This window comes from Mesorhizobium temperatum, assembly GCF_002284575.1.
Lineage (GTDB): Bacteria > Pseudomonadota > Alphaproteobacteria > Rhizobiales > Rhizobiaceae > Mesorhizobium > Mesorhizobium temperatum.
On record NZ_NPKJ01000075.1, the window covers coordinates 34,844 to 55,181 of the forward strand.

The window sequence follows — 20,338 nt, forward strand, 5'->3', positions numbered from 1 at the left end:
ATTGTCGCTGTCCGAGCTGCTTGTCCTGCTCCTCTTGATCCGATCCTCACCTGGTTGCGATGGCGTCGGCTGTGAACAACGTGGCTTCGCCCGCGACCTGCCAGTCGGCCGGATCGACGACACGGTCCTCAGCCTCTATGCGGCCATCCGGATGGAACAGCACGTCGCCGTATTCCGGGTCATTGACATGCAGAAGGTCGTTTTTTCCGTGGCCGAGCGCCAGCTGAGAAAACTGCGCCTCGAATTCCTCCAGCGAGCCGTATTGCCGGCGCCGGCCCAAGCGGATGATCCATGCGGCTTGATGGCCCGGCACGCGCAACTCGTTTCCAGCGGTCGGCCCGCGGCCGACCAGCTCGAAGGCAGTGTCGGCCTTCAGCATCGCGAACCCATCGCCGCCGCGCGCCGAAGCGATATGTTCCTTGATCCTCGCTTCGTCGAACGCGCTCTGTGGGAACCAGGCATGGGTAAAGTCGGGTTGCTCGGCAGCGCAACTGAACAGCACAACTGCCAGGTCGCGGTATTGATGCACGCGCGGCAGAGATCCGGAGCCGCCCCAGTAGGACGGCCGGCCATAGCCCGAATGAATCGTCTCGCCCGGATGGTTGATCCATATCTGCGCGTCGGGATTGCCGCCGAGGCGCAGGTGCAGCACCGTTTCCTGATAACCCCATTCGTTCCAGCGATAGGCTGCTGCGCTGCCCATGGCGAAATCGCGGGTCTTGTAGTGGTAGAGCTTGGCGATCCGGTCCTGGCCCTGCGCGAAGCACCATTCCTGCGCGTCGTCGCCCGACATGCAAGCGATGCCGGTCAGTTCTTGCGGGACGTCGAGCCCATGGTCGCGCAGGCAGAGCGCAAGCTGCGGCAGGGCATGGAAGCGCATGCCGTAGAAACCTTTGCCCCACAGCATGCGTGCAATGCCGGAAAGTTCCAGCGAACGGGCGGCGCGCAGCGTGTGCTCGTAGGAGCGGCCCTGTGCTCCGGTAAGCATGCCCTGCTGAGCCGAACGGGCGACGATCTCGAGCAGGCGGTTGATCGCAGCCCCGGCGCGCCGGCGGACGTCGGCATCTGGCGCAAGCGCGTAAAGGATCGTCAATCCCTTGAGATCGATCGGGAAATAAGGGGCGGAGTTGAATTCCGCCATTTCCCATGCCTCGAAATGATCGAGCCAGGCGCGCACGCGCGCAAGGCCCACTGTCGACTGCTCCGCGCCGGTGCGCCCCGAGCGGACAAAGCGGGCATCGGGCAGGAGATGGCCGCCGAGATAGGCCGCGGTGTGAAACAGAAGCGCGTGGTTTTCGGAGAAGTACCACTGCACGTCGTTGCCGGGCTCATCCATCCAATAGCGGTAGTTGAGGATCGCCTCGTCAATGCGGTGACGCAGATCGACCGCGATCCCCTCGCCATAGGCACGACGGCACCAGACCAGTGGAACCAGGATGAAGTCGGCGCAGTCGTGGCAATCCTCTATCGCCGGCAGTGCAGCAGCAATGATGGCGTCGGTTTCGGCGCCGCCGCGGCCGGTCGCCAGCCGCGCCAGCGCCCGCACGGTATCGGCCTCCGCGAAGTTGGAGACCTGTTCCAGGGCTTCCACGATCCTGTCGGCAAGGATGGCAGGGGCGCGGCCCTGACGCGCCGCATGACAGATCTCCACGCCGAAGACCCGCCGGGCAACAAAGCCTGAAGATGAGAGCGAGACGGCAAAATGCCGGAAGTCGGCGGGAAGGTCTTCCGTGGCGGCGATCGTGATGCGTCTTGCCCCCGCTTCAATGCGGCGGCGGAAGATCACAGGCGCCTCGATCGACATGAAGTCGCCCTCGATCACGATCGCTACATCCACCGCAACCGGCAGCGCGACATCCGTCACCAGCGCCACTTCGCCGCCGGAATAAAATGGTCGCTCGAAATGCATCGCGTCGAGAGCGGCTTCCATGGCCGCCGCGACGTCGCCTTTGATGGTCGTGGGTAAGACCTGTTCGGCCGCTGGGCCCGAGAGATAGTCGAGCTGGAAGAAATAGCGTGCGTCACGCTCGGCGAGATCGTCGAACCAGATGCTGATCTCGTTGGCGCCGGCGACGAGATCGACTTCGAAATCGTGAGTAGCTTCGAGATTGCGCCCGTAGGGCGCCATCCAGCCTGCCTCTATTCCGTTGACGAACAACACGGCGCCGCCGCAGGTGCGCAGCCGCAGCCGCGCCCGGCCGCCCGAGCCTGCGTCGAGCACGGTGCTTGCCCAGGTGGCAACCACGGTCGGGCGGAACCAGAAGCCCGACAGGTCGACGCGCGGGGAGCCGAACGGAAGCCAAACACGGTCCGGCTCGAACACGCCCTGCGGCTTGGGCCGTTTCCCGCGGCGTTCTGCGGCAAACTCGGTTCGGCAGGGATATTCGTGCGGGATGAAATTCTTGTGCTTGGTCAGGAAGAAGAAGGGATCCATCTCCCCTTGCATCGGCTGATCTGCAACATCGTAGCGCTGCTCGGATGTCGTGCCGACGAGCCAGTAAACGACGGGGCCGCCGAGCGCGAGCGGCCGGCGCAGCGCAAGATCGTGCTTGATCGGTTCCACGGTGTTCATCGCAGCGTCTCAACGGGCACGGGCGACACGTCGTTATAGGCCTGGTTCTCGCCGGTCATGCCCCAGACGAAGGCGTAGGGGCCGGTTCCGCTGCCCATATGGATCGACCAGGCCGGCGAGATGACACAGTCGCCATTGGCCACGATCAGATGGCGGGTATTGTCCGGCCGTCCCATCAGATGGATCACCCGGTCTTCCGCCGCGAGATCGAAATAGAGATAGGCTTCCATGCGCCGCTCATGCAGGTGAGGGGGCATAGTGTTCCAGACGCTGCCCGCAGCGAGATCGGTGATGCCCATCAGCAGCAGACAGGAAGGCGCGACTTCCGGATGAATGTACATGCGCAGTGTGCGCTTGTTGGCGCGTCGCTCCTCGCCGAGTTCGAGCGGCTTCGCCTCGGATTTCGGGATCAGCCGATGCTTGATGTCTGCGCCGGCCGGAACCGAGTTCATATAGAACCAGGCGGGGTGCGCGGCGCTGTCGCTTTCGAGCGTCACTTGTTTCGCGCCGCGCCCGACATAGAGCACATCGCGGTTGGCGAGCGCGAAGCGCTGCTGGTCGACGCTCACCGTTCCTGCGCCGCCGAGATTGGCGATGCCCATCTCGCGCGAGGTGAACAGATGAGGCGTGCCGACGTCCGCGCCATCGCCGAAACTCAGCGGCTCTCCGGTTGGGCACGCGCCGCCGACGATCATGCGGTCGACATGGGTGTAAGCGAAGGCGATACGGCCGGACTCGAACAGCCGCTCTACCAGAAACTCGGCGCGTAGCCGCTCCGTCCCGTAGCCATCGATTTCGCCCGGACCGGCGCCGAAGAGAACGCGCATCGTCATGCCGCCGCCTCGGCAGCTTCGGCATGGATCATCCCCTCGGTGAGGCAGAGGATCGCCAGGGCCTGGCCGTAGCCGGTTGGCTGGATCGGGATGTCGCGGTAGAACTGGAGATCATGGCCCATGCGGGTGCCATAGGAAACGTTTCCGAGCACGCCGTTCTCGTCGATGCTGGCCAGCACCGCGTCGAGTGCGCGCCGGCCCGCTGGCCCGCACGCCTTGGGCCCGAAGCTCAGGCGCGCAGCTTTCATGAGACCATAGCCGATGCCGGCGGTGGCCGACATCTCCTCATAGGAGGTCGGGTCATCGAGCAAAGTGTGCCACGCTCCCGATGGTGCCTGCAGGCGCAGCAGCGCTTCGATCTGCGCTTCCAGCACGCCGAGCAGATAGGCTTCGACTGGCTTGCCGACACCGCCATTTTCGATCAGGTCGAGGATGCCGACCGTGATCCAGGCGTTGCCGCGGGCCCAGAGAGCGCGGGCAAAATTATGTCGGCCGGCAAATGTCCAGCCATGGAACCACAAGCCGGTTTTCGGGTCGGCGAGATAGCGCGCATGGACGAGGAACTGGCGAACAGCCTCGTCGATGCAAGATTGCCGACCGGCCGCGCGGCCGTGGAAAGCGAGGAACAGGCCGGCCATGAACAACGTGTCGTCCCACAGTTCGTCGTCGTTGATCTTGTCTGAGACATTGTGCTGGAACCCGCCCTCGGGCGTGCGAGGCATGTCGCGAAGCAGTTTTTCTGCCCATTGGCCGAGAGGCGTTTCCCAGCGCGGATCGCGTGTCTCGCCCCAGAGCAATGCCAGCGCCATCATCGGAGCGGTGGTGTTGATGTTCATCGGCGGCAGGCCCGCCCTTAAATGGCGCTCGTACCAGTCTTCGATCGTCTTCAAGAGTTTCGGGTCGCGATTGTGCCGCCAGAGGCAAACGAGGCCGTAGAGGCCCACACCCTGCGGCCATTCCCAGGAATCGAAGCTGATGTAGTCGCCCGCCGTGCCGTCGAGGTTGGGCTCGTCGAAACGGCCGTCATGGCGCAGGCCGGTCATGCCGCGCACGAGCAGGTCGAGCTTTGAGCGCATATCTCTCATGGACGACGCCACTACTCCTCCCAGGTTTGCGCGATGTCGGGCAAATGGGTGCCACAGGTTTTTTTATTGCGCAATCTGAAATTTTTTTGCAGCATGCAGGTCGGGTGAGGAAACAGCCTATGGTCGTCAAGGTCGAAAGCGGGAAGCGCGGCACGCCCAGCCGGCGCGTGCGGCTCGAAGACGTCGCCGCGCGCTGTGGCGTTTCCGTCAGCACGGCGTCGCGGGCGCTTGCCGGCGGCAAGGGCGTGCGCGGCGACCTCCGGTCGACGATCATCGAAACCGCCAGGAAGCTGAACTACACGGTCGCGACTTCGATCGCCGGCCGCAAGGTGATCCTCGCCGCAAGCAACGCTGCGAGGATCGACTATGGCCGCAACCAGTTCACCTTCTATGTGCTCGACGGACTGAACGAGCGCGCAAAAACTCTCGGTGTCGAGCTGGTGCCGCGCTCGATCGCCGACGCCGGCGAGCAGATCGCGCTGCTCAATGAGGCCAGGCAAGACAAGAGCGTCGTCGGCTGCCTGTTCCTGACGCTTGACGACGAGGCGGTGCTGACGCTGACCGGCGGTTTCGGCAAGCCGATCGTGCTCATAAACGGCGACGACCCGGCGATGCACCATTCGAGCCTGACGCCATGCAACCGCTCGGCCGCGCATCTCGCGACGCAGCACCTGCTCGACCTCGGCCACCGGCGCATCCTGTTCCTGATGCGGCGCGGGCGGCGCACGATCGAGCGTCGCTTCGAGGGCTGGCAGGATGCACTGCGAGAGCGCGGCCTGGCGGCCGGCGACCTGGCTGTGGAGGTGACGGATTGGCTGCCGGACCTTGCGGCCGAAGCGATCACGCGGCGCATCGAGGCGCGTGGCCTCGACTTCACAGCTGTGCTCGCCGCGGGCGACAGCCTCGCTATCGGCGCGATGATGGCGATCCGGAAGTCGGGTTACGAGGTGCCTGCCGACGTGTCCGTCATGGGCATGGATGACCTTCCGCAGGCGGCTTTCCAAAACCCGCCCCTCACGACGATGCATATTCCGATGCGCGAGATCGGCGGGGCGTCGCTCGACCTCCTGCTCGCCGATCTCGGCGGGGACCTGCCGCCGCGCCGTATCGAATTCGCCTGCCATATCGTGCAACGCCAGTCGACCGGCCCGGTTCGCGCCTGAGACGTATGGTTCACACCGCTGTCCGAGCCAGGCCATCGCTACATCGATGGGGTCACGTTCGAACCGTCTTCGAAGCGTCCGTAACCTCCGCCGAAGAAAAGCAGAGGTTCGCCGTCTCGCAAGGTCGCGGCGGTGACGCGGGCAACGACGATCAAATGGTCGCCGCCCTCATGCCCGGAGATCCGCACGCATTCGAAGCGCGACAGGCAGCCACCCAGCAGCGGCACGCCGGCATCGTTCAGGTCGTGCGGGAGGCCGTCGAAGGCTTGACCGACGCGAGCGAAGCGCTGGCTCAGCTCGATCTGCTCCGCGCCCAAAACATGAACCGCGAAATGCTCGCAACCTGCGAAGGCGGCAAAGCGCCTCGAATGCCGGCCGATCGACCAGAGCACGATCGGCGGGTCGAGGGACACCGATGCAAAGCTGTTCGCCGTGATGCCGACGGGGCCATCAGACGTCATCGTGGTGACGACGGTGATACCGGTCGCAAACCGGCCGAGCGCGTCGCGGAACTCACGCTTGCAGTCGGGACCGGGCACGAAGCTTTTCATCGGTTGCTGCTCGGGGTTGAGGAAGTGGTACATCAGGCGCCCTCCTGGCCAAGGGCTGCGGTGGAAACTTCAATCTCGTTGAGCCGCATTCGCAGCATCATCGCCGCTCCCCGGTTCCGAGCGGAGTCGGCGGGGTGATTTCCGGCACCCGGCCATAGGCATGCGGCAGCGAGCAGGTGTTGATATTCGGCAGCACGCGCTTGCCGAAGGACAAGGCCTCGTCGAGATGCGGATAGCCGGAGAAGATGAAGGCGCGGATGCCCATTTTCCGGTATTCCTCGATCTCGCACATGACTTGATCCGTCGAGCCGACGATCGCGGCGCCGCAACCGGAGCGTGCGCGGCCAACGCCGGTCCACAGATGCCGCTCGACATAGCCTTGTGCGTCGGCGCCGGCGCGGTTCTTTGCCTGGTGCGCGACGCCCAGGGATGTCGCGTCCAGTGCGCGGGCGCGGATGACGCTGCCCTGCTCGTCGTCGAGTTTTGAAACCAAATCCTCGGCATATTCGCGGGCTTCGGCTTCGGTGTCGCGCACAATCACGTGGACGCGCAGGCCATAATCCAATGTGCGACCATGGGCGGCTGCACGCTCGTGAACATCACGCATGCGGTGCGCCAACACGTCCTTCGTCTCCGGCCACATCAGATACACGTCGCACTGTGCGCCGCAGAGTTCGAGCGCGTCGGGCGAATAGCCGCCGAAATACAGTAGCGGCCCGCCATTCTGTTGGTAGGGCTTTGCCGGGTCGGCGGTTACTTTCTTGAATTGGTAGACTTCGCCCTGATGGTTGATTTCGTCGCGCGTCCAGGCCTGACGCAGGATCTCGATGACCTCGCGCGAACGCTGATAGCGGAAGCGGCTGTCGGCGAGTTCGCCGGGAAAGTCGGAAGAGATGACGTTTATAGTCAATCTGCCCTTCAGCATGTGGTCGAGCGTTGCGAGCGTGCGCGCCAGCATGATCGGTTGCATTTCGCCGCAACGCACCGCCGCGAGAAGGTTGATCGAAGAGGTTATCGGAGCGCAGCCCGCCACGAAGGACAGAGTATCCTGGCCAACCTGATAGGACGAGGGACAAAGGATATTGCGAAAGCCCAGTCCTTCGGCTGTCTTGACGATATCGGAGCAGTGCTCCCAACTCGACCGCAGCGTGCCATCCGGTACGCCGAGATAGCGGAAATCATCGGAACACAAAGCGGAAAACCACGACACTTCAGCAGCATCGAGATCTGCGGACGTCACCGGAACGACCGTCAATGTCGGCACTCCCTCGTTGTCAGAGACTGGATTTCCCTGTTGCATATCATTCGTGATTCTGTAGATCAATAGTGTATCAATTTTGCGCTGGAGACAATGTGACCACGTCCAGAAACGCCTACGCGCTTCCGATGCATCAGCAGGTCAGCGAAATGCTCATTCGCGAGATCGCGGCTGGGCGGATGATCGAGGGCGAGAAGCTTCCGCCGGAGCGCGACATGGCTGCGGACCTCGGAATAGCGGTCGGTACTTTGCGCAAGGCGCTCGGCGATCTCGAGCGCAAGGGCTTGCTCAGTCGCATCCAGGGATCCGGCAACTACGTACGTTCGCAACCCGACGTGGCCAGTGTCTATTCGATGTTCCGGCTGGAACTCCTGGAGGGAGGCGGGCTGCCGACGGCGCGCGTTCTGTCAGTCGATCGGCTGGCGAAACCGATGGACCTGCCGGTGTTCGGGTCGAGCAGCGAGGCCCATAGAATAAGACGGCTGCGGAGCCTCGGCGGCAAGCCGGCGGCGCTGGAGGAGATCTGGCTCGACGGTTCCCGTGCGGAGACGGTTGCTATCGAAGAACTGTCGGATTCGCTCTATCTTTACTACCGCAAGGCGCTCGGCTTCTGGATCTTGCGTGCAGAGGACCGCGTCGGGGTCGGGCAGGTGCCGGGATGGGCGCCGCCTGAGTTCGGCCTCGCGCCGGGCGCCGCCGCCGGCTTCATCGAGCGTACCGGCTGGATGCAGGACGGCGCCAGCGCGGAGTTTTCCAGGACCTGGTTTGATCATGGCGTCGCGCGCTATGTCGCGCGGCTGCGATAGGGAACGGATATGGCGAAGCACATTTCCTACGGCATCATCGGCTGCGGCATGATGGGGCAGGAGCATCTTCGCAATATCGCGCTGCTGCCCGATGTCGGCGTCGCAGCGATCTTCGAGCCCGACGCGATGATGCGCGCAAGCGCGGCAGGCCTCACCCCGCAAGCGTCGATCGCCGGCTCTGTCGCGGAGGTGGCCGCCGATCCGCGCGTCGACTGCTTGCTCATCGCCAGTCCGAACTATGTGCATTTCGCGCAGCTCAAGGAAATCGCTGCTATCCGTGCGCTGCCCATCCTGGTCGAAAAGCCGCTTTTCACCGATCCGGTCGACGCAGCCGCGGTGAAGGCGTTCGCCGCGACCTATGCCGCACCAGTCTGGGTCGCGATGGAATACCGCTATATGCCGCCGGTCGCTCGATTCATCGAGCAGGCGCAGAACGCCACCGGCGGCATCCGGATGCTGACAATCCGCGAACATCGTTACCCGTTCCTGGACAAGGTGGCCCACTGGAACCGCTTCAACCGTCGATCGGGAGGCACGTTCGTCGAAAAATGCTGCCATTTCTTCGATCTCATGCGGCTGATCCTGAAATCGGAACCGGTGAGGATCATGGCGTCGGCCGGACAGGAAGTGAACCATCTCGACGAGCGCTATGATGGCGAAACACCCGACATCTGGGATTGCGGCTACGTGCTGGTCGATTTCGCCAGCGGCGCGCGCGCCATGCTGGAACTATGCATGTATGCAGAGGGCAGCCGCTATCAGGAGGAGATCAGTGCCGTTGGTGCGCGAGGTAAAGTCGAATGCCTGGTGCCGGGTCCAGGCCGCTTCTGGCCAGCTCATCTCGGCGCGGCGCCGACGCCGCAGTTGATCGTCAGCCCGCGTTTTCCGCAGGGACCGTACACAGTCGAGATCCCGGTCGACCCACAATTGTTGACGGCCGGCGATCACAACGGCTCGACTTTCTATCAGCATCAGCGGTTTTGCGCCGCCCTGCGGGGCGAAGGGCCGGTCGAGGTGACGCTGGATGATGGCTGGAAAGCTGTCGCCATGGGTATGGCCGCACAATTGTCGGCAAACCAGGGCACGGCCATTTCCAACCCACTCGATGCCTGCGAGAGCGCTCAGTGTGGCTGATGGTAACTCAGGTGACCGCTTGATCTTCTGACCAAGTGGTAGCGGAGACGGCTAAATCGCAAGATCCACGGCGTGAGCCGCCTAAAGCGCGTCGCGTTTGACCGGCCTCATGCGAACGCGCTTTAGGTTGTTGTTTTTATGCATGTCGTTGTCGCAAAACCGCTGCACGCTTTTGCGCGACATGCATTAGATCAGTCAACCTTGCCTCCGATTGCCGCTATGGTTCGGACCAGCCTGTCCGCGACACAGGTCGATGCTCCAGCCGCCATGAGCATCTGCGGCAGGATCAACCATTCCAGCGTCCAGGCTGCACCAGAGCGCTCTTGCTCATGGATCAGCGCATGATGCATTCCCGACAATTGGACTGCGTTGTAGCGGGCAAGCGTCACCAGCATCTCGGCGTCGATCGGATTGCGCTTGTGCGCCATGGCCGACGATGAACCGCCGCCCGCCCGTTGCAGCTCGTCGCCTGCCTGCGCCATCAGCGCAATGTCCTGCCCGAACTTGCCGAGGCCGCCCGTCACAAGCGACAGCCAGCTGGCTAGGTCAGCGATGCGGTCGCGCTGGCTGTGCCATTGCGGCGCGTCGCCAAGGCTCAGCTGCCGGGCCAGCGCGGCACGGACGGCGGCGCCCTTGTCTGCGAACTTCTCGAGTGTCCCGACGGCGCCGCCGAACTGGACGACGAGAACCGATCCTCGCACCGATTGAAGCCGCTCGTGGTGACGCACGAGCGGTTCGCGCCAGCTTGTGACGCGGTCGGTCACGGAAATCGGAATCGCTGCCTGCATTCGGGTTCGGGCCATCAGCGGGCGATCGCCAAACCGATGCCCGAGATCGGCGAAGGCGACCACCAGAGCCGAAAGCCGTTCTTCCAATAGGTCGATACAGGCGCGAATTCTCAGGATCATGGCCGTGTCGATCACGTCCTGGCTAGTCGCACCGAAATGCACATGCTCCGAATGCGGCTCTCCCACAGCATGTCTGATCTGCCGCACGAGCTCCGGCACCATGACGCCGTCGCGCGCCGTTGCGTCCCTCAGGGCCTGGATTTCCGGCCGGAAGTTGTCGAGGACGCGTCCGATTGCGCTTGCTGCAGCCGTCGGGACGATGCCGAGTGCACCTTCTGCGTGGGCGAGCGCTTTCTCGAATTGCAGCATCGTCGCAAATTCGGCCTCGACGCCGAGCAGCGTCGCCATCTTCTCATCGCCGAGAAGCCCGGAAAGGAGGGGATTGTCGAATGCCGCGATCATATGTCGAAGAACACCGTCTCGTTGATGCCCTGGAGATGAATGTCGAATTTATAGATGTCGCCATCGCGCGGCGCGACCAGCGTTGACACGCGCTCTTTCTGCTCAATGCGCATCAGGACGGGATCCTCGGCGTTGGCCGTTTCCTCGTCGCCGAAATACATGCGGGTGTGAAGGCCAATGTTGATTCCACGCGCGACGATCCAGACCGTCAAATGCGGCGCCATCTTGCGGCCGTCAAAAAAAGGCACGAGACCGGGTTTGATGGTTTCGAACAGGCATTCGCCCGTCGTCATGTCGGTGGGCAGTCGGCCCCAGCCGGTAAAATTCGGGTCGGCGGAGCCGCGCAGATCCGAGGGCGAATTGTAGATGCCGGCGGCGTCCGCCTGCCAGATCTCCACAAGCGCGTCCGTCAGCGGCGAGCCGGCGCCGTCGATCACCCGGATGTTGACCCTGATGCGTTCGCCCCTGGTCTTGTCGTTGACCATCGCGGTGCCAAGGTCGCGTTCATAGACGCCCGCGATACCGGCGAAGTTGGGCGTCAGCCCGATATGGACGTAGGGTCCCGCGGTCTGCGAGGCGCTTTCCTTCAGCCGGCCGAGAGCCTGGACCATCAGTTGCCCTCGATGCGGTTTTCGAACAGCGTCGAGCGGCGGCCGCGCAGTACAATGTCGAATTTGTATGCCCGCGCGTCCATCGGTATCGTTGCCTCCATGTCGAGCGCAGCGGTGAGGCCTTCAATAGCGCGGCGGTCGTTGATGGTCCGCACGATCGGGCACCTCCAGATCATCGGGTCGCCCTCGAAATACATCTGGGTGATCAAGCGCTGCGCGAAGCCGTGCCCGAAGATCGAGAAATGGATATGAGCTGGACGCCAGTCGTTGGGTCCGTTGGGCCAGGGATAAGGCCCCGGCTGGATCGTGCGGAAACAATAGGAGCCATCCTCGCCGGTGATGGTGCGGCCGCAGCCGCCGAAGTTCGGATCGAGTGGCGCGAGATAAGTCTCCTTCTTGTGTCGATAGCGTCCGCCAGCGTTGGCCTGCCATACCTCCAGCAACGCACCGGCGACGCCGATGCCGCGCTCGTCGAGCAGGCGGCCATAGACGAGGATGCGCGGCCCGATCGCGCTTTCGCCCGGCCCGGCAAAATTGTGTATGAGGTCATTGTCCAGTTCACCGAGAATATTGTGGCCGAAGACCGGCCCCGTAAGCTCCGACAGGGTGTTGTCGAGGGAAAGAAGCGGCCGTTGCGGCGAGCGCAGCACGGAAGTCTTGTAGGCTGGCGTGAAGGCCGGCGGATGCCAGTTGCGGTCGCGCGGAAAGAAGGTGCCGATTTCCGGCGTGCGGTTGGCGGGAAAGCGCGAGTTGGTCATGATTTGCCGGCTTGAGCGTCCATTTCGTCGAACGTCTTCCTGGCGATCTTCATCGCATGATTTGCCGCCGGCACCCCGGCATAGATTGCCACATGCAGCAGCGCCTCGCGTATGTCGTCGCGCGTCGCCCCAGTATTGACGCTGGCGCGGATATGCATCGCAACCTCTTCGTCCTGCTTCAGCGCGGCGAGCAGCGCGATGGTGATCATGGAGCGCTCACGCTTGGTGATGTTAGGCCGCGACCAGACGTGGCTCCATGCAGCCTCCGTGATCAGTTCCTGGAAAGGAATGTCGAATTCGGTCTTGGCCGCCTCTGCGCGGTCGACATGGGCGTCACCCAGCACCGAACGGCGCGTCGCCATCCCTTCGATGTATCGGTCGCCATCTTGTGGTTTGCTCATTTGTGCTCTCTTCGCATGTCGTTCAGGGAGCCACGGATCAGCCCGGCGAGCCTTTCCGGCTGCTCGACGCATGGGATGTGGCCCGCACCGGCGATGACCTCGAACCGTGCGGCGGGGATTGAGCGGGCCAGCGATTCCACCAGTTCAGGCGGCGTCGATCCGTCCTGATCGCCGACAATGCAGAGTGTCGGCACTTTGATCGCGGCGGTCGTCGCGGTGAAATCGGCGTCGCGGATAGAAGCGCAGGCAGCAGCGTAGCCGGCCGGATCCTGGCGCGTCAGCATCGTTTTATAACCTGCCAGTTCCTCGCCGCGATTCTTATGGAAATCCGGCGTGAACCATTTTCGCATCACGTCGTCGGCAAAGCTCGCGATGCCCTCCGACAGGGCCGCGTTGATGCGCCCATTCCACATCTCGGGCGTACCGATTTTCGCTGCCGTATCGCAAAGGATCAACCCCTCGATCAAATCCGGCCGCGTCTTGTAAAGGCATTGCGCAATGACGCCGCCGATCGAAAGCCCGCAGATCACCGCGCGCCTCACGCCAAGATGGTCGAGCAGCCCTGCAAGGTCTGTTGCATGGGTCTCGATCGTTTGCGGCGCGTCACCCAGTTCGCTCAGGCCGTGTCCGCGCTTGTCGAACGCAACAGATGTACAGTCGTCGGCCAGCCTTCGCTCGACCTCGTTCCAGATGCGCATATCCGTGCCGAGCGAGTTCGCGAAGACGACCGTAGGCCTGCCAGTTTTGGGACGATGCCGGTAGTGGATCGTCGCGCCATTAATGCGAGCAAAGTTCATATCCGTCATAGCTTTGGCATTCCTTTGGGCCGCATCTGCCGTTTTTGCGCGGCGATGCGGAAGGGTGCGTTCGGCGCACCATATCCTGCATACGCGCCGCGCCGTTCAACGAACTCGATAATGAACCCCTCTCCGAATGTCGGCGCATAGAGCTGGAAAAATTCGCCGTTGTCGTCGCGGTCATAAAGGATGTTGGCTGAGCGTAACCGATCGGCGACCTCCGGATCCAGACCGAAGCGCGCTTCTACGTCGTCGTAGTAGTTCATCGATATCTGAAGCGGTTCGAAGCCGTTGACCTGCAGCTTCGCCGCCGTCGCAAAAATGTCATCCGTCGCGAGTGCCAGATGCTGGACGCCGGAACCAAAGGTTTCGGCGATGAAATGGCCGGCCAGGGTGCGGTGACTCTCGGCGCCGTTCAGCGTGAGGCGGAAGCGCTTGTCCAGACCTTCGATGACCTGGCTGCGCACGAGGCCGGCCGGATCGACGATGTCAACCATGGGGGTCTTTGTCGTCCTGAAGATCGAGACATAGAACAGCAGCCAGCTCGGCATCTCCTCCTGTGCCATCGTCTGCCCGACATGATCGATACGGGTGAGGCCGACGCCATTGCCGGAACTTGCCGAGGTGACCGGCGTGAACTCCATGTCCCAGACCTTTGCCAGGTCGGTCCTGGCATCGAGGAAGTAGATCAGTCCGCCGCCGACGCCGCGGATCGCCGGGATTGACAACTCGCCAGGCCCGACCCGCTGGTGAAACATCTCCGCGCCCAGCGCCTCGGCGCGCTCGACCGTGGCGGCGGCGTCCTCGACCTTCAGGCCCATCGCGTATGCCGACGTGCCATGGACAACAAAGGAAGAATGGGCAAAGCCCTGCCGCTCGGTATTGATGACAATGTTGATCTCGCCCTGGCGGTAGAGCGTGACCTCCTTCGAGACGTGCCGACCGGCCTCGACAAAGCCGAGCATGCGCAACAGCGATCCAAGCTGTCCGGCGTCCTGGCGATCGGCCGCGAACTCGATGAACTCGACCCCTGCAACCCCGACGCGGTCGGGCATTGGCGGGACAGCCATGTCAAGTGCCGGTTCTTCACGCCGCACCTGATCCATCAACCATACGAGCGAACGCCGTCCGTCGACGGAGATCGCCTTTGCCGACCCGCCACGGAACTGGTCGTTGAAAATCTCGAGCGACAGATAGCCGTCATAACCGGTTGCCGCGACCGCCTGCATGAACTGTCGCACCGGCAGATCGCCTTCGCCTGGCATGTTGCGAAAGTGCCGGCTCCAATAGAGCAAATCCATTTCGATCAGCGGCGCGTCGGCGAGTTGGACAATGAAGATCTTGTCAGCGGGTATCGAACGGATGGACCCGAGTTCAATCCTGCGGGCCAGCGTGTGGAAGGAATCGAGAACCAGCCCGACGTTCGGATGGTCGGTCCTGCGCACGATTTCCCACGCATCGCGATGATCGTTGACGTGACGCCCCCAGGCCAATGCCTCGTAGCCGACGCGCAGACCGCGCCTGGCGGCGCGCTCGCCGAGCTCGTGAAAGTCCATGGCCGCCCGGTCGATCCCGCCAAGCGAGACCGGCGACACCGACGAGCATACCAGCATCAGGTCGGTGCCGAGTTCCTGCATGACGTCGAACTTGCGCTCGGCACGATCAAAGGCGCGGTTGCGCTGCGGCTCCGGCAACCCCTCAAAATCCCTGAACGGCTGAAAGAGCGTTATGGTCAGACCTGTGTCACCAGCCATTCGGCCGACGTCGCCCGGTGAGCCGTCAAAGGCGAGGAAATCGTTCTCGAAGATTTCGACACCGTCGAAGCCCGCGGCGGAAATTGCCGCGAATTTCTCCGCCAGGTCACCGGCGATCGACACCGTCGCGATCGACGTCTTCAAACGCGCCTCCTCCCTGGTTTGTAGTGAACGAACCAGTTCGTACATAACTAAGGCAACGCTGCCAGCACCGCAAGTTTCGGCGCGCTCAGCGTTCTGCGGGAGCTTCGTCCTTGGCGACAAAACGCAACAGCATCTCGACGCTGTTGCGTTTGAGCCGCTCGAGTTGTGCCGGCGCGCCGAAGTCGCGTCCGAAGATCATCGAAAAAGTGGTGCGATTGGAAACGTTGAAGAAGCACAGCGCGCTTACTTGCCAATGGAGTTCGATCGCGTCGAGTCCCGGCCGGAAGACGCCCTCTTCGACACCGCGTGAATAGATGCGAGAGATGTGGTCGATCGCCGTCACGTTCAGTTCGCGGATCGCATCCGATTGTTCGAGGTATTGGCCGTGATGGATGTTCTCGATCATCACCATGCGGATGAATTCCTCGTGTCGGTGATGGTGGTCGAACGTGAACTCCACCAGGCGTGTCAGTGCCGCCACGGGGGGCAGACCTTCGATATCAAGTTGAGCCTCGCCCTCGCGCACCTGGCGATACGCGTTCTCGAGCGCGCGCAGGTAGAGGCCTTCCTTGTCGCCGAAATAGTAGTAGATCATGCGCTTGCTGAAGCGTGTGCGCGCCGCGATCTCGTCTATGCGCGCGCCCGACAAACCGTTCAGGGCAAACTCCTTGGAGGCGATCTCCAGTATGTTGCGGCGCGTGCCCTCAGGGTCCTGGATACGCGTCGTGCTCGCGTCCGGCTTCGGCTTTCGTTCCTTCTTGATAAGGGCCATGCAGTTTGAGTTCCCGCCCCGGCGCAGCCGGCATTTGACTAAACTAACCAGTTAGTACATCATTCGCAAATCGCGACCGGCTCATTTACCGGCGCGTTTGGCGTGAACACAAGGGCGATCCAGGAATTGCCGCATTTGGGCTGGGAGGCGGCCCGCACAGGGAGGAATTTCGGGAGATGGGCGACAGCCTTGTCGACCTCCTTTGCCGTCTTGCCGACGAGCACAAGGGCGCCGCCAGCGGCGACAGCGAAAACGTCGTGATTGGCCTCGTCGGACGCGGCATTCAGTCCTCGCGCACTCCCGGCATGCACGAGCGTGAAGCCCGGCGCCTCGGCATCGGCTATTCGTACCTTCTGCTCGATTTCGACCGGCTCGGATTTCCGGACGCGGCGATCGGCGACTTGATCGCGGCGGCGGAAATTGCAGGCTTTCACGGCCTCAACGTCACTCATCCGTTTAAACAGGCTGTCATTCCCGTCCTGGATGTGCTGTCGCCGGAAGCGCGCGCGATAGGCGCGGTGAATACGGTCGTCTTTGCTGGCGGACGCAAGGAAGGCCACAACACCGATGGCTGGGGTTTCGCCGAGAGTTTTCGCGAGGCGATGACAGGTGCATCGATGGGCTGTGTCGCAATGTTCGGCGCCGGCGGAGCGGGCGCCGCAGTCGCAAACGCGCTGATGGAAATGGGCGTTGGCCGGCTGTTCGTCCTCGACAGCCAACCCGGTCGCGCCTCGGATCTTGCGTCGCGCATGGGCGCCTTGTTCGGCGGTCGCGTCGAGACCTGGCCGGACCCGGCCGCAGCCGTGCGCATGGCAGACGGCATCGTCAACACGACCCCGGTGGGCATGGCGAAATACCCCGGAACACCGTTCGACACGGCTCTTCTGACAGCCGAAAAATGGGTCGCCGACATAATCTACTTTCCGACCGAAACAGAGTTGTTGGTCGCGGCCCGAACGATCGGCTGCAGAACGCTGCCAGGCATCGGCATGGCGATCTATCAGGCCGTCCGCGCGTTCGAACTCTTCACCGGGCGCAAGGCCGACCGCCGCGCCATGGCAGATCATTTCGAGGCCGCCGCATGAAGGCAATGACGCCTATAATTGTATGAAGGCCATAGGGAGGAAATCGACATGAAAGCTGAAATCAACCGACGCCTGTTTATGCTCGCCGCCGGCGCACTCACCGCCGGGACCGCCATTCCCGCCTTCGCGCAGGACAAGCCGAAGCTGCGTTTCTCGGCCGTGTTCTCGGAACAGGACATCCGGGCCGAGATGATGAAAATGTTCGCCGACGCCATCAAGGACGACTTTGCTTTCGAGGGTTATTACGGCGGCAACTTGTTCAAGCAGGGCACCGAACTTGTCGCCATCCAGCGCGGCAACCTCGAGATGGGCAACGTTGCCCCGCAGGACATCTCCAAGCAGATTCCGGCGTGGTCTATCGTCACCGCCGGCTACCTGTTCCGTGACGCCGCGCACGTTAAGGCGTTCTTTGCCAGCGATGCCGGGGCGGAGCTGAAGAGGATGACCGAGGACCAGCTCGGCGTGAGGGTGCTCGGCCCCACCTATTTCGGACTGCGCCAGGTCGGTCTGAAGCCGGACAAGGAAATCAAGACTCCCGCCGACATGGCAGGCATCAAGCTGCGTATGCCGGGTGGCGACGCCTGGCAATTCCTCGGCCAGGCGCTCGGTGCCAACCCTACGCCAATGGCCTACGCCGAGGTCTATACCGGCCTGCAGACAGGCGCAATCGACGGGCAGGACAACCCGTTGCCCAACGTCGAGAACATGAAGTTCTACGAGGTCATGTCGCAGATCGTGCTTACCTCGCACCTTGTCGGATTCGACCTTCTCAGCATCTCGAAAAAGGTGTGGGACGAGATGGGGGCCGAGAAGCAGGCAAAGGTCCAGGCTGCGGCGGACGAGGCGATCGACTTCTCGACAGAGAAACACCTGGCGCGCGAGAAGGAACTCGTTGAAACATTCAAGGGCAAGGGCCTGAAGATCTACGAGCCCGATGTCGCAGCATTCCGCAAGCATGTGCAGGAGCAATATCTTGCCTCCGACCTGGCCAAGGAATGGCCTGCCGGGATGGTCGACAAGATCAACGCGCTTTGACGCGACGAACGCGCCGGCCGGTCCGCTTGCGACCGGCTGGCCGGTTTGGCCAGACGCCCGTCAGGGAGGCAGCATGAACCCGGGATTGAGAAAGGTCGGCGGCTGGCTCTACCGGCGCGCCGAGAACGCAATCGCCATCGCAATCGGCGCCATGTTCGCCGCGTTTCTGCTGCAGGTTGCTTTTCGCTACCTTCTCAACTGGCCGACCGGCTGGAGCAACGAGCTCACCGTCGTACTCTGGATCTGGGTTGTGCTGTTCGGCGCAGCGTTCGTCGTTCGTGAAGAAGAGGAAATCCGTTTTGATCTCCTCTACTCCACAGTCGGTCCGGACATCAGGCGGGTAATGACGCTTGCCTTCGCAATCGCTCTCGTCGCGCTCTATGGCTGGTCCTTTCCGGCCGTCTTCAGCTACGTGACCTTCATGAAGGTCGAGAGCACCGCCTACCTCAAGATACGCTTCGACTGGCTGTTCTCGATCTATCTCGTCTTCGTGGTCGCCGTGATCGCCCGCTACCTATGGCTGGCGTGGCGTGCGCTGCGCGGCGAAGCACCGGCGGAATTTGACCCCACGAAAGCGAGCTCCGGCGTATGAATCTCGCCAGTCCCTTTTCGCTGTCAGTCGTTGCGATCACAGCGCTGGCGCTGCTTGGCCTGCCGATCGGTCACTCGATGATCGCCGGGTCGATCCTCTATCTCTGGCTTGCAGGGCTCGACATGGGCACCTCCGCCGAGCAGCTCCTCAACGGGCTCTACACAAGCTACATTCTGCTTGCCGTACCGATGTTCATTCTCGCCGCGGAGTTGATGAACGCCGGGACGATGACCGACCGGCTGCTGCAATTCTGCAACGCCGTCGTCGGCCGTTTCCGCGGCGGCCTGGCGCAAGTCAACGTGCTGCAGTCGATCATCTTCGCCGGCATGTCCGGCTCGGCCATCGCCGACGCCGCGGGCACCGGCAAGATGATGCAGCAACTCATGACCAGGGATGGCAAGTACCCGGCGAGCTATGCCGCTGCGCTGACAGCCGTCACCTCCGTCATCGGCCCGATCATTCCTCCGTCGATTCCGCTGGTCATCTACGCGCTGATCTCGGATGCATCCATCGGCTACCTCTTCATTGCCGGTATCGTGCCGGGCCTTCTTCTCGCCCTGTCGCAGATGATCATCGTTGCCATCGACGCGCGCCGGAAGAACTTTCCGGTCGAGAAGCCGGTGCCGCTCAGGGAATTACCGGGGATCACCTTGCGCGCATTTCCGGCGCTGATGCTGCCGGTCGTCCTGCTGGTCGGCATAAGGGGCGGCGTGATGACCCCGACCGAGGCCGCGGCGGTCGCCGCCGGCTACGCGCTGCTCATCTCGGTTGCGATCTATCGCAGCGTGACGCCGGGCCAGCTCTACCATGCGCTTCTCAACAGCGCCCGCACCACCGCCTCGATCGGCATGCTCATCGCCGGCGCCCTGGTGTTCAACTACGTTGTTACGGTTGAGAACATTCCGCAGTCCCTGTCGGTGATCCTGAAGTCCTGGGATCTTTCGCCGATGGGTTTCCTGATCCTGGTCAACATCCTGCTGCTGATCCTGGGCTGCGTGCTGGAGGGCACGACTATCCTGCTGGTAATCGTGCCGGTGCTGATTCCGACGGCGGAGGCGCTCGGTATCGACATGGTGCATTTCGGCGTGATGGTCGTCGTCAACATCATGCTCGGGCTGGTCACCCCGCCCTACGGGTTGCTGCTGTTCATCATGACCCGCATCGCGGAGGTGCCGCTGCGTGACCTGGTGCATGATGTAATGCCGTTTCTCTACGCCATGATTGCCGCTCTGATGCTGATCACCTTCTTCCCATCGCTGGTGCTGTGGCTGCCGCGCCTGCTGGGCTATCAAGGATAGGACCATGACCAAGCCAATCTTCGTTCTCAACGGCCCCAATCTCAACCGGCTCGGCATGCGCGAGCCGGAGATCTATGGGCGGACGACACTCGCAGAAATCGAGCGGATGTGCCGTGACGCCGCCGGCGACCATCCGATCCGTTTTCACCAGTCGAACATCGAGGGCGAAATCATCAACTGGGTGCATGAGGCGATTGACGAAGGCGCGGGCATTCTGATCAATCCCGCGGGTTTGAGCTTCATTTCGATCCCAGTGCTCGATGCACTCAAAATGTTTCCGGGCCCGATCGTCGAACTGCATATCTCGAACATCCATCGCCGCGAGGAGATCTATCATCGGTCGCTGGTATCGAAGGTCGCCACCGGCGTGATCGCGGGACTTGGCGCCGCGGGCTATCCGCTCGCGATCCTTTGGCTCATGGACCAGGTCGACCGATAG

General features: G+C 62.6%; 20 protein-coding genes. 8 read left to right on the top strand and 12 right to left on the bottom strand.

Features of this window, described 5'->3' with window-relative positions; translation table 11 throughout:
- Nucleotides 1–46 precede the first annotated feature (46 nt).
- From CIT26_RS31970 to bglB, 3 genes are read right to left on the bottom strand one after another with little or no spacing between them, the layout of a single operon-like run.
- Nucleotides 47–2,572 (bottom strand): hypothetical protein, encoded by a 2,526-nt coding sequence (locus CIT26_RS31970; RefSeq protein ID WP_245319634.1) that lies wholly within the window; start codon nucleotides 2,570–2,572, stop codon nucleotides 47–49.
- Complete coding sequence (gene kduI / locus CIT26_RS31975) at nucleotides 2,569–3,405, bottom strand: 5-dehydro-4-deoxy-D-glucuronate isomerase (protein WP_095496275.1); 837 nt, start codon at nucleotides 3,403–3,405, stop codon at nucleotides 2,569–2,571. The genes CIT26_RS31970 and kduI overlap by 4 nt, the downstream gene beginning before the upstream one ends.
- Entirely contained in the window at nucleotides 3,402–4,490 is a 1,089-nt protein-coding gene (gene bglB / locus CIT26_RS31980; RefSeq protein WP_095496276.1) for a beta-galactosidase BglB, read from the bottom strand. The genes kduI and bglB overlap by 4 nt, the downstream gene beginning before the upstream one ends.
- A gap of 119 nt (nucleotides 4,491–4,609) precedes the next feature.
- On the opposite strand from bglB, the gene CIT26_RS31985 reads away from it, so the two are divergent.
- Nucleotides 4,610–5,653 (top strand): LacI family DNA-binding transcriptional regulator, encoded by a 1,044-nt coding sequence (locus CIT26_RS31985; protein WP_095496277.1) that lies wholly within the window; start codon nucleotides 4,610–4,612, stop codon nucleotides 5,651–5,653.
- Nucleotides 5,654–5,691: 38 nt separating this feature from the next.
- Here CIT26_RS31985 and CIT26_RS31990 read toward each other — a convergent pair whose 3' ends face one another.
- Together CIT26_RS31990 and CIT26_RS31995 are read right to left on the bottom strand one after the other, a co-directional pair.
- Nucleotides 5,692–6,237 carry a flavin reductase family protein gene (locus tag CIT26_RS31990; RefSeq protein ID WP_095496278.1) on the bottom strand — a complete coding sequence of 182 codons (546 nt, stop codon included), beginning with the start codon at nucleotides 6,235–6,237 and terminating at the stop codon, nucleotides 5,692–5,694.
- A gap of 64 nt (nucleotides 6,238–6,301) precedes the next feature.
- Entirely contained in the window at nucleotides 6,302–7,459 is a 1,158-nt protein-coding gene (locus CIT26_RS31995) for an LLM class flavin-dependent oxidoreductase (protein ID WP_095496279.1), read from the bottom strand.
- A gap of 131 nt (nucleotides 7,460–7,590) precedes the next feature.
- On the opposite strand from CIT26_RS31995, the gene CIT26_RS32000 reads away from it, so the two are divergent.
- Both CIT26_RS32000 and CIT26_RS32005 read left to right on the top strand, forming a co-directional pair.
- Nucleotides 7,591–8,268 (top strand): GntR family transcriptional regulator, encoded by a 678-nt coding sequence (locus tag CIT26_RS32000; RefSeq protein ID WP_095496537.1) that lies wholly within the window; start codon nucleotides 7,591–7,593, stop codon nucleotides 8,266–8,268.
- A 9-nt stretch (nucleotides 8,269–8,277) separates the two neighbouring features.
- Complete coding sequence (locus CIT26_RS32005; protein ID WP_095496280.1) at nucleotides 8,278–9,402, top strand: Gfo/Idh/MocA family protein; 1,125 nt, start codon at nucleotides 8,278–8,280, stop codon at nucleotides 9,400–9,402.
- 191 nt (nucleotides 9,403–9,593) lie between these two features.
- On the opposite strand, the gene CIT26_RS32010 is transcribed toward CIT26_RS32005, so the two are convergent.
- The 7 genes from CIT26_RS32010 to CIT26_RS32040 all read right to left on the bottom strand — a co-directional run bounded on the left by CIT26_RS32010 (nucleotide 9,594) and on the right by CIT26_RS32040 (nucleotide 15,889).
- Entirely contained in the window at nucleotides 9,594–10,652 is a 1,059-nt protein-coding gene (locus CIT26_RS32010) for a 3-carboxy-cis,cis-muconate cycloisomerase (RefSeq protein ID WP_095496281.1), read from the bottom strand.
- Nucleotides 10,649–11,263: a protocatechuate 3,4-dioxygenase subunit alpha gene (pcaG, locus tag CIT26_RS32015; RefSeq protein WP_095496282.1), complete on the bottom strand. Its 615-nt coding sequence runs from the start codon at nucleotides 11,261–11,263 to the stop codon at nucleotides 10,649–10,651. The genes CIT26_RS32010 and pcaG overlap by 4 nt, the downstream gene beginning before the upstream one ends.
- Nucleotides 11,263–12,021 carry a protocatechuate 3,4-dioxygenase subunit beta gene (gene pcaH / locus CIT26_RS32020; RefSeq protein ID WP_095496283.1) on the bottom strand — a complete coding sequence of 253 codons (759 nt, stop codon included), beginning with the start codon at nucleotides 12,019–12,021 and terminating at the stop codon, nucleotides 11,263–11,265. Before pcaH ends, pcaG begins: the two co-directional genes overlap by 1 nt.
- Complete coding sequence (gene pcaC / locus CIT26_RS32025; RefSeq protein WP_095496284.1) at nucleotides 12,018–12,422, bottom strand: 4-carboxymuconolactone decarboxylase; 405 nt, start codon at nucleotides 12,420–12,422, stop codon at nucleotides 12,018–12,020. Before pcaC ends, pcaH begins: the two co-directional genes overlap by 4 nt.
- A complete protein-coding gene (pcaD, locus tag CIT26_RS32030; RefSeq protein ID WP_095496538.1) occupies nucleotides 12,419–13,219 on the bottom strand; it encodes a 3-oxoadipate enol-lactonase in 801 nt (266 codons plus the stop codon). The genes pcaC and pcaD overlap by 4 nt, the downstream gene beginning before the upstream one ends.
- A gap of 5 nt (nucleotides 13,220–13,224) precedes the next feature.
- Nucleotides 13,225–15,117 carry a bifunctional sugar phosphate isomerase/epimerase/4-hydroxyphenylpyruvate dioxygenase family protein gene (locus CIT26_RS32035; RefSeq protein WP_095496285.1) on the bottom strand — a complete coding sequence of 631 codons (1,893 nt, stop codon included), beginning with the start codon at nucleotides 15,115–15,117 and terminating at the stop codon, nucleotides 13,225–13,227.
- 85 nt (nucleotides 15,118–15,202) lie between these two features.
- Complete coding sequence (locus CIT26_RS32040; protein WP_095496286.1) at nucleotides 15,203–15,889, bottom strand: TetR/AcrR family transcriptional regulator; 687 nt, start codon at nucleotides 15,887–15,889, stop codon at nucleotides 15,203–15,205.
- Nucleotides 15,890–16,065: 176 nt separating this feature from the next.
- On the opposite strand from CIT26_RS32040, the gene CIT26_RS32045 reads away from it, so the two are divergent.
- From CIT26_RS32045 to CIT26_RS32065, 5 genes are all read left to right on the top strand, one after another.
- Nucleotides 16,066–16,974, top strand: a complete 909-nt coding sequence (locus CIT26_RS32045; protein WP_095496287.1) for a shikimate dehydrogenase — start codon at nucleotides 16,066–16,068, stop codon at nucleotides 16,972–16,974.
- Between the two features lie 48 nt (nucleotides 16,975–17,022).
- A complete protein-coding gene (gene dctP, locus CIT26_RS32050; protein ID WP_095496288.1) occupies nucleotides 17,023–18,009 on the top strand; it encodes a TRAP transporter substrate-binding protein DctP in 987 nt (328 codons plus the stop codon).
- 73 nt (nucleotides 18,010–18,082) lie between these two features.
- Nucleotides 18,083–18,601, top strand: coding sequence for a TRAP transporter small permease (locus tag CIT26_RS32055; protein ID WP_095496289.1), 519 nt, complete (start codon nucleotides 18,083–18,085; stop codon nucleotides 18,599–18,601).
- Entirely contained in the window at nucleotides 18,598–19,899 is a 1,302-nt protein-coding gene (locus CIT26_RS32060) for a TRAP transporter large permease (protein WP_095496290.1), read from the top strand. The genes CIT26_RS32055 and CIT26_RS32060 overlap by 4 nt, the downstream gene beginning before the upstream one ends.
- Nucleotides 19,900–19,903: 4 nt before the next feature.
- Entirely contained in the window at nucleotides 19,904–20,338 is a 435-nt protein-coding gene (locus CIT26_RS32065; RefSeq protein ID WP_095496291.1) for a type II 3-dehydroquinate dehydratase, read from the top strand.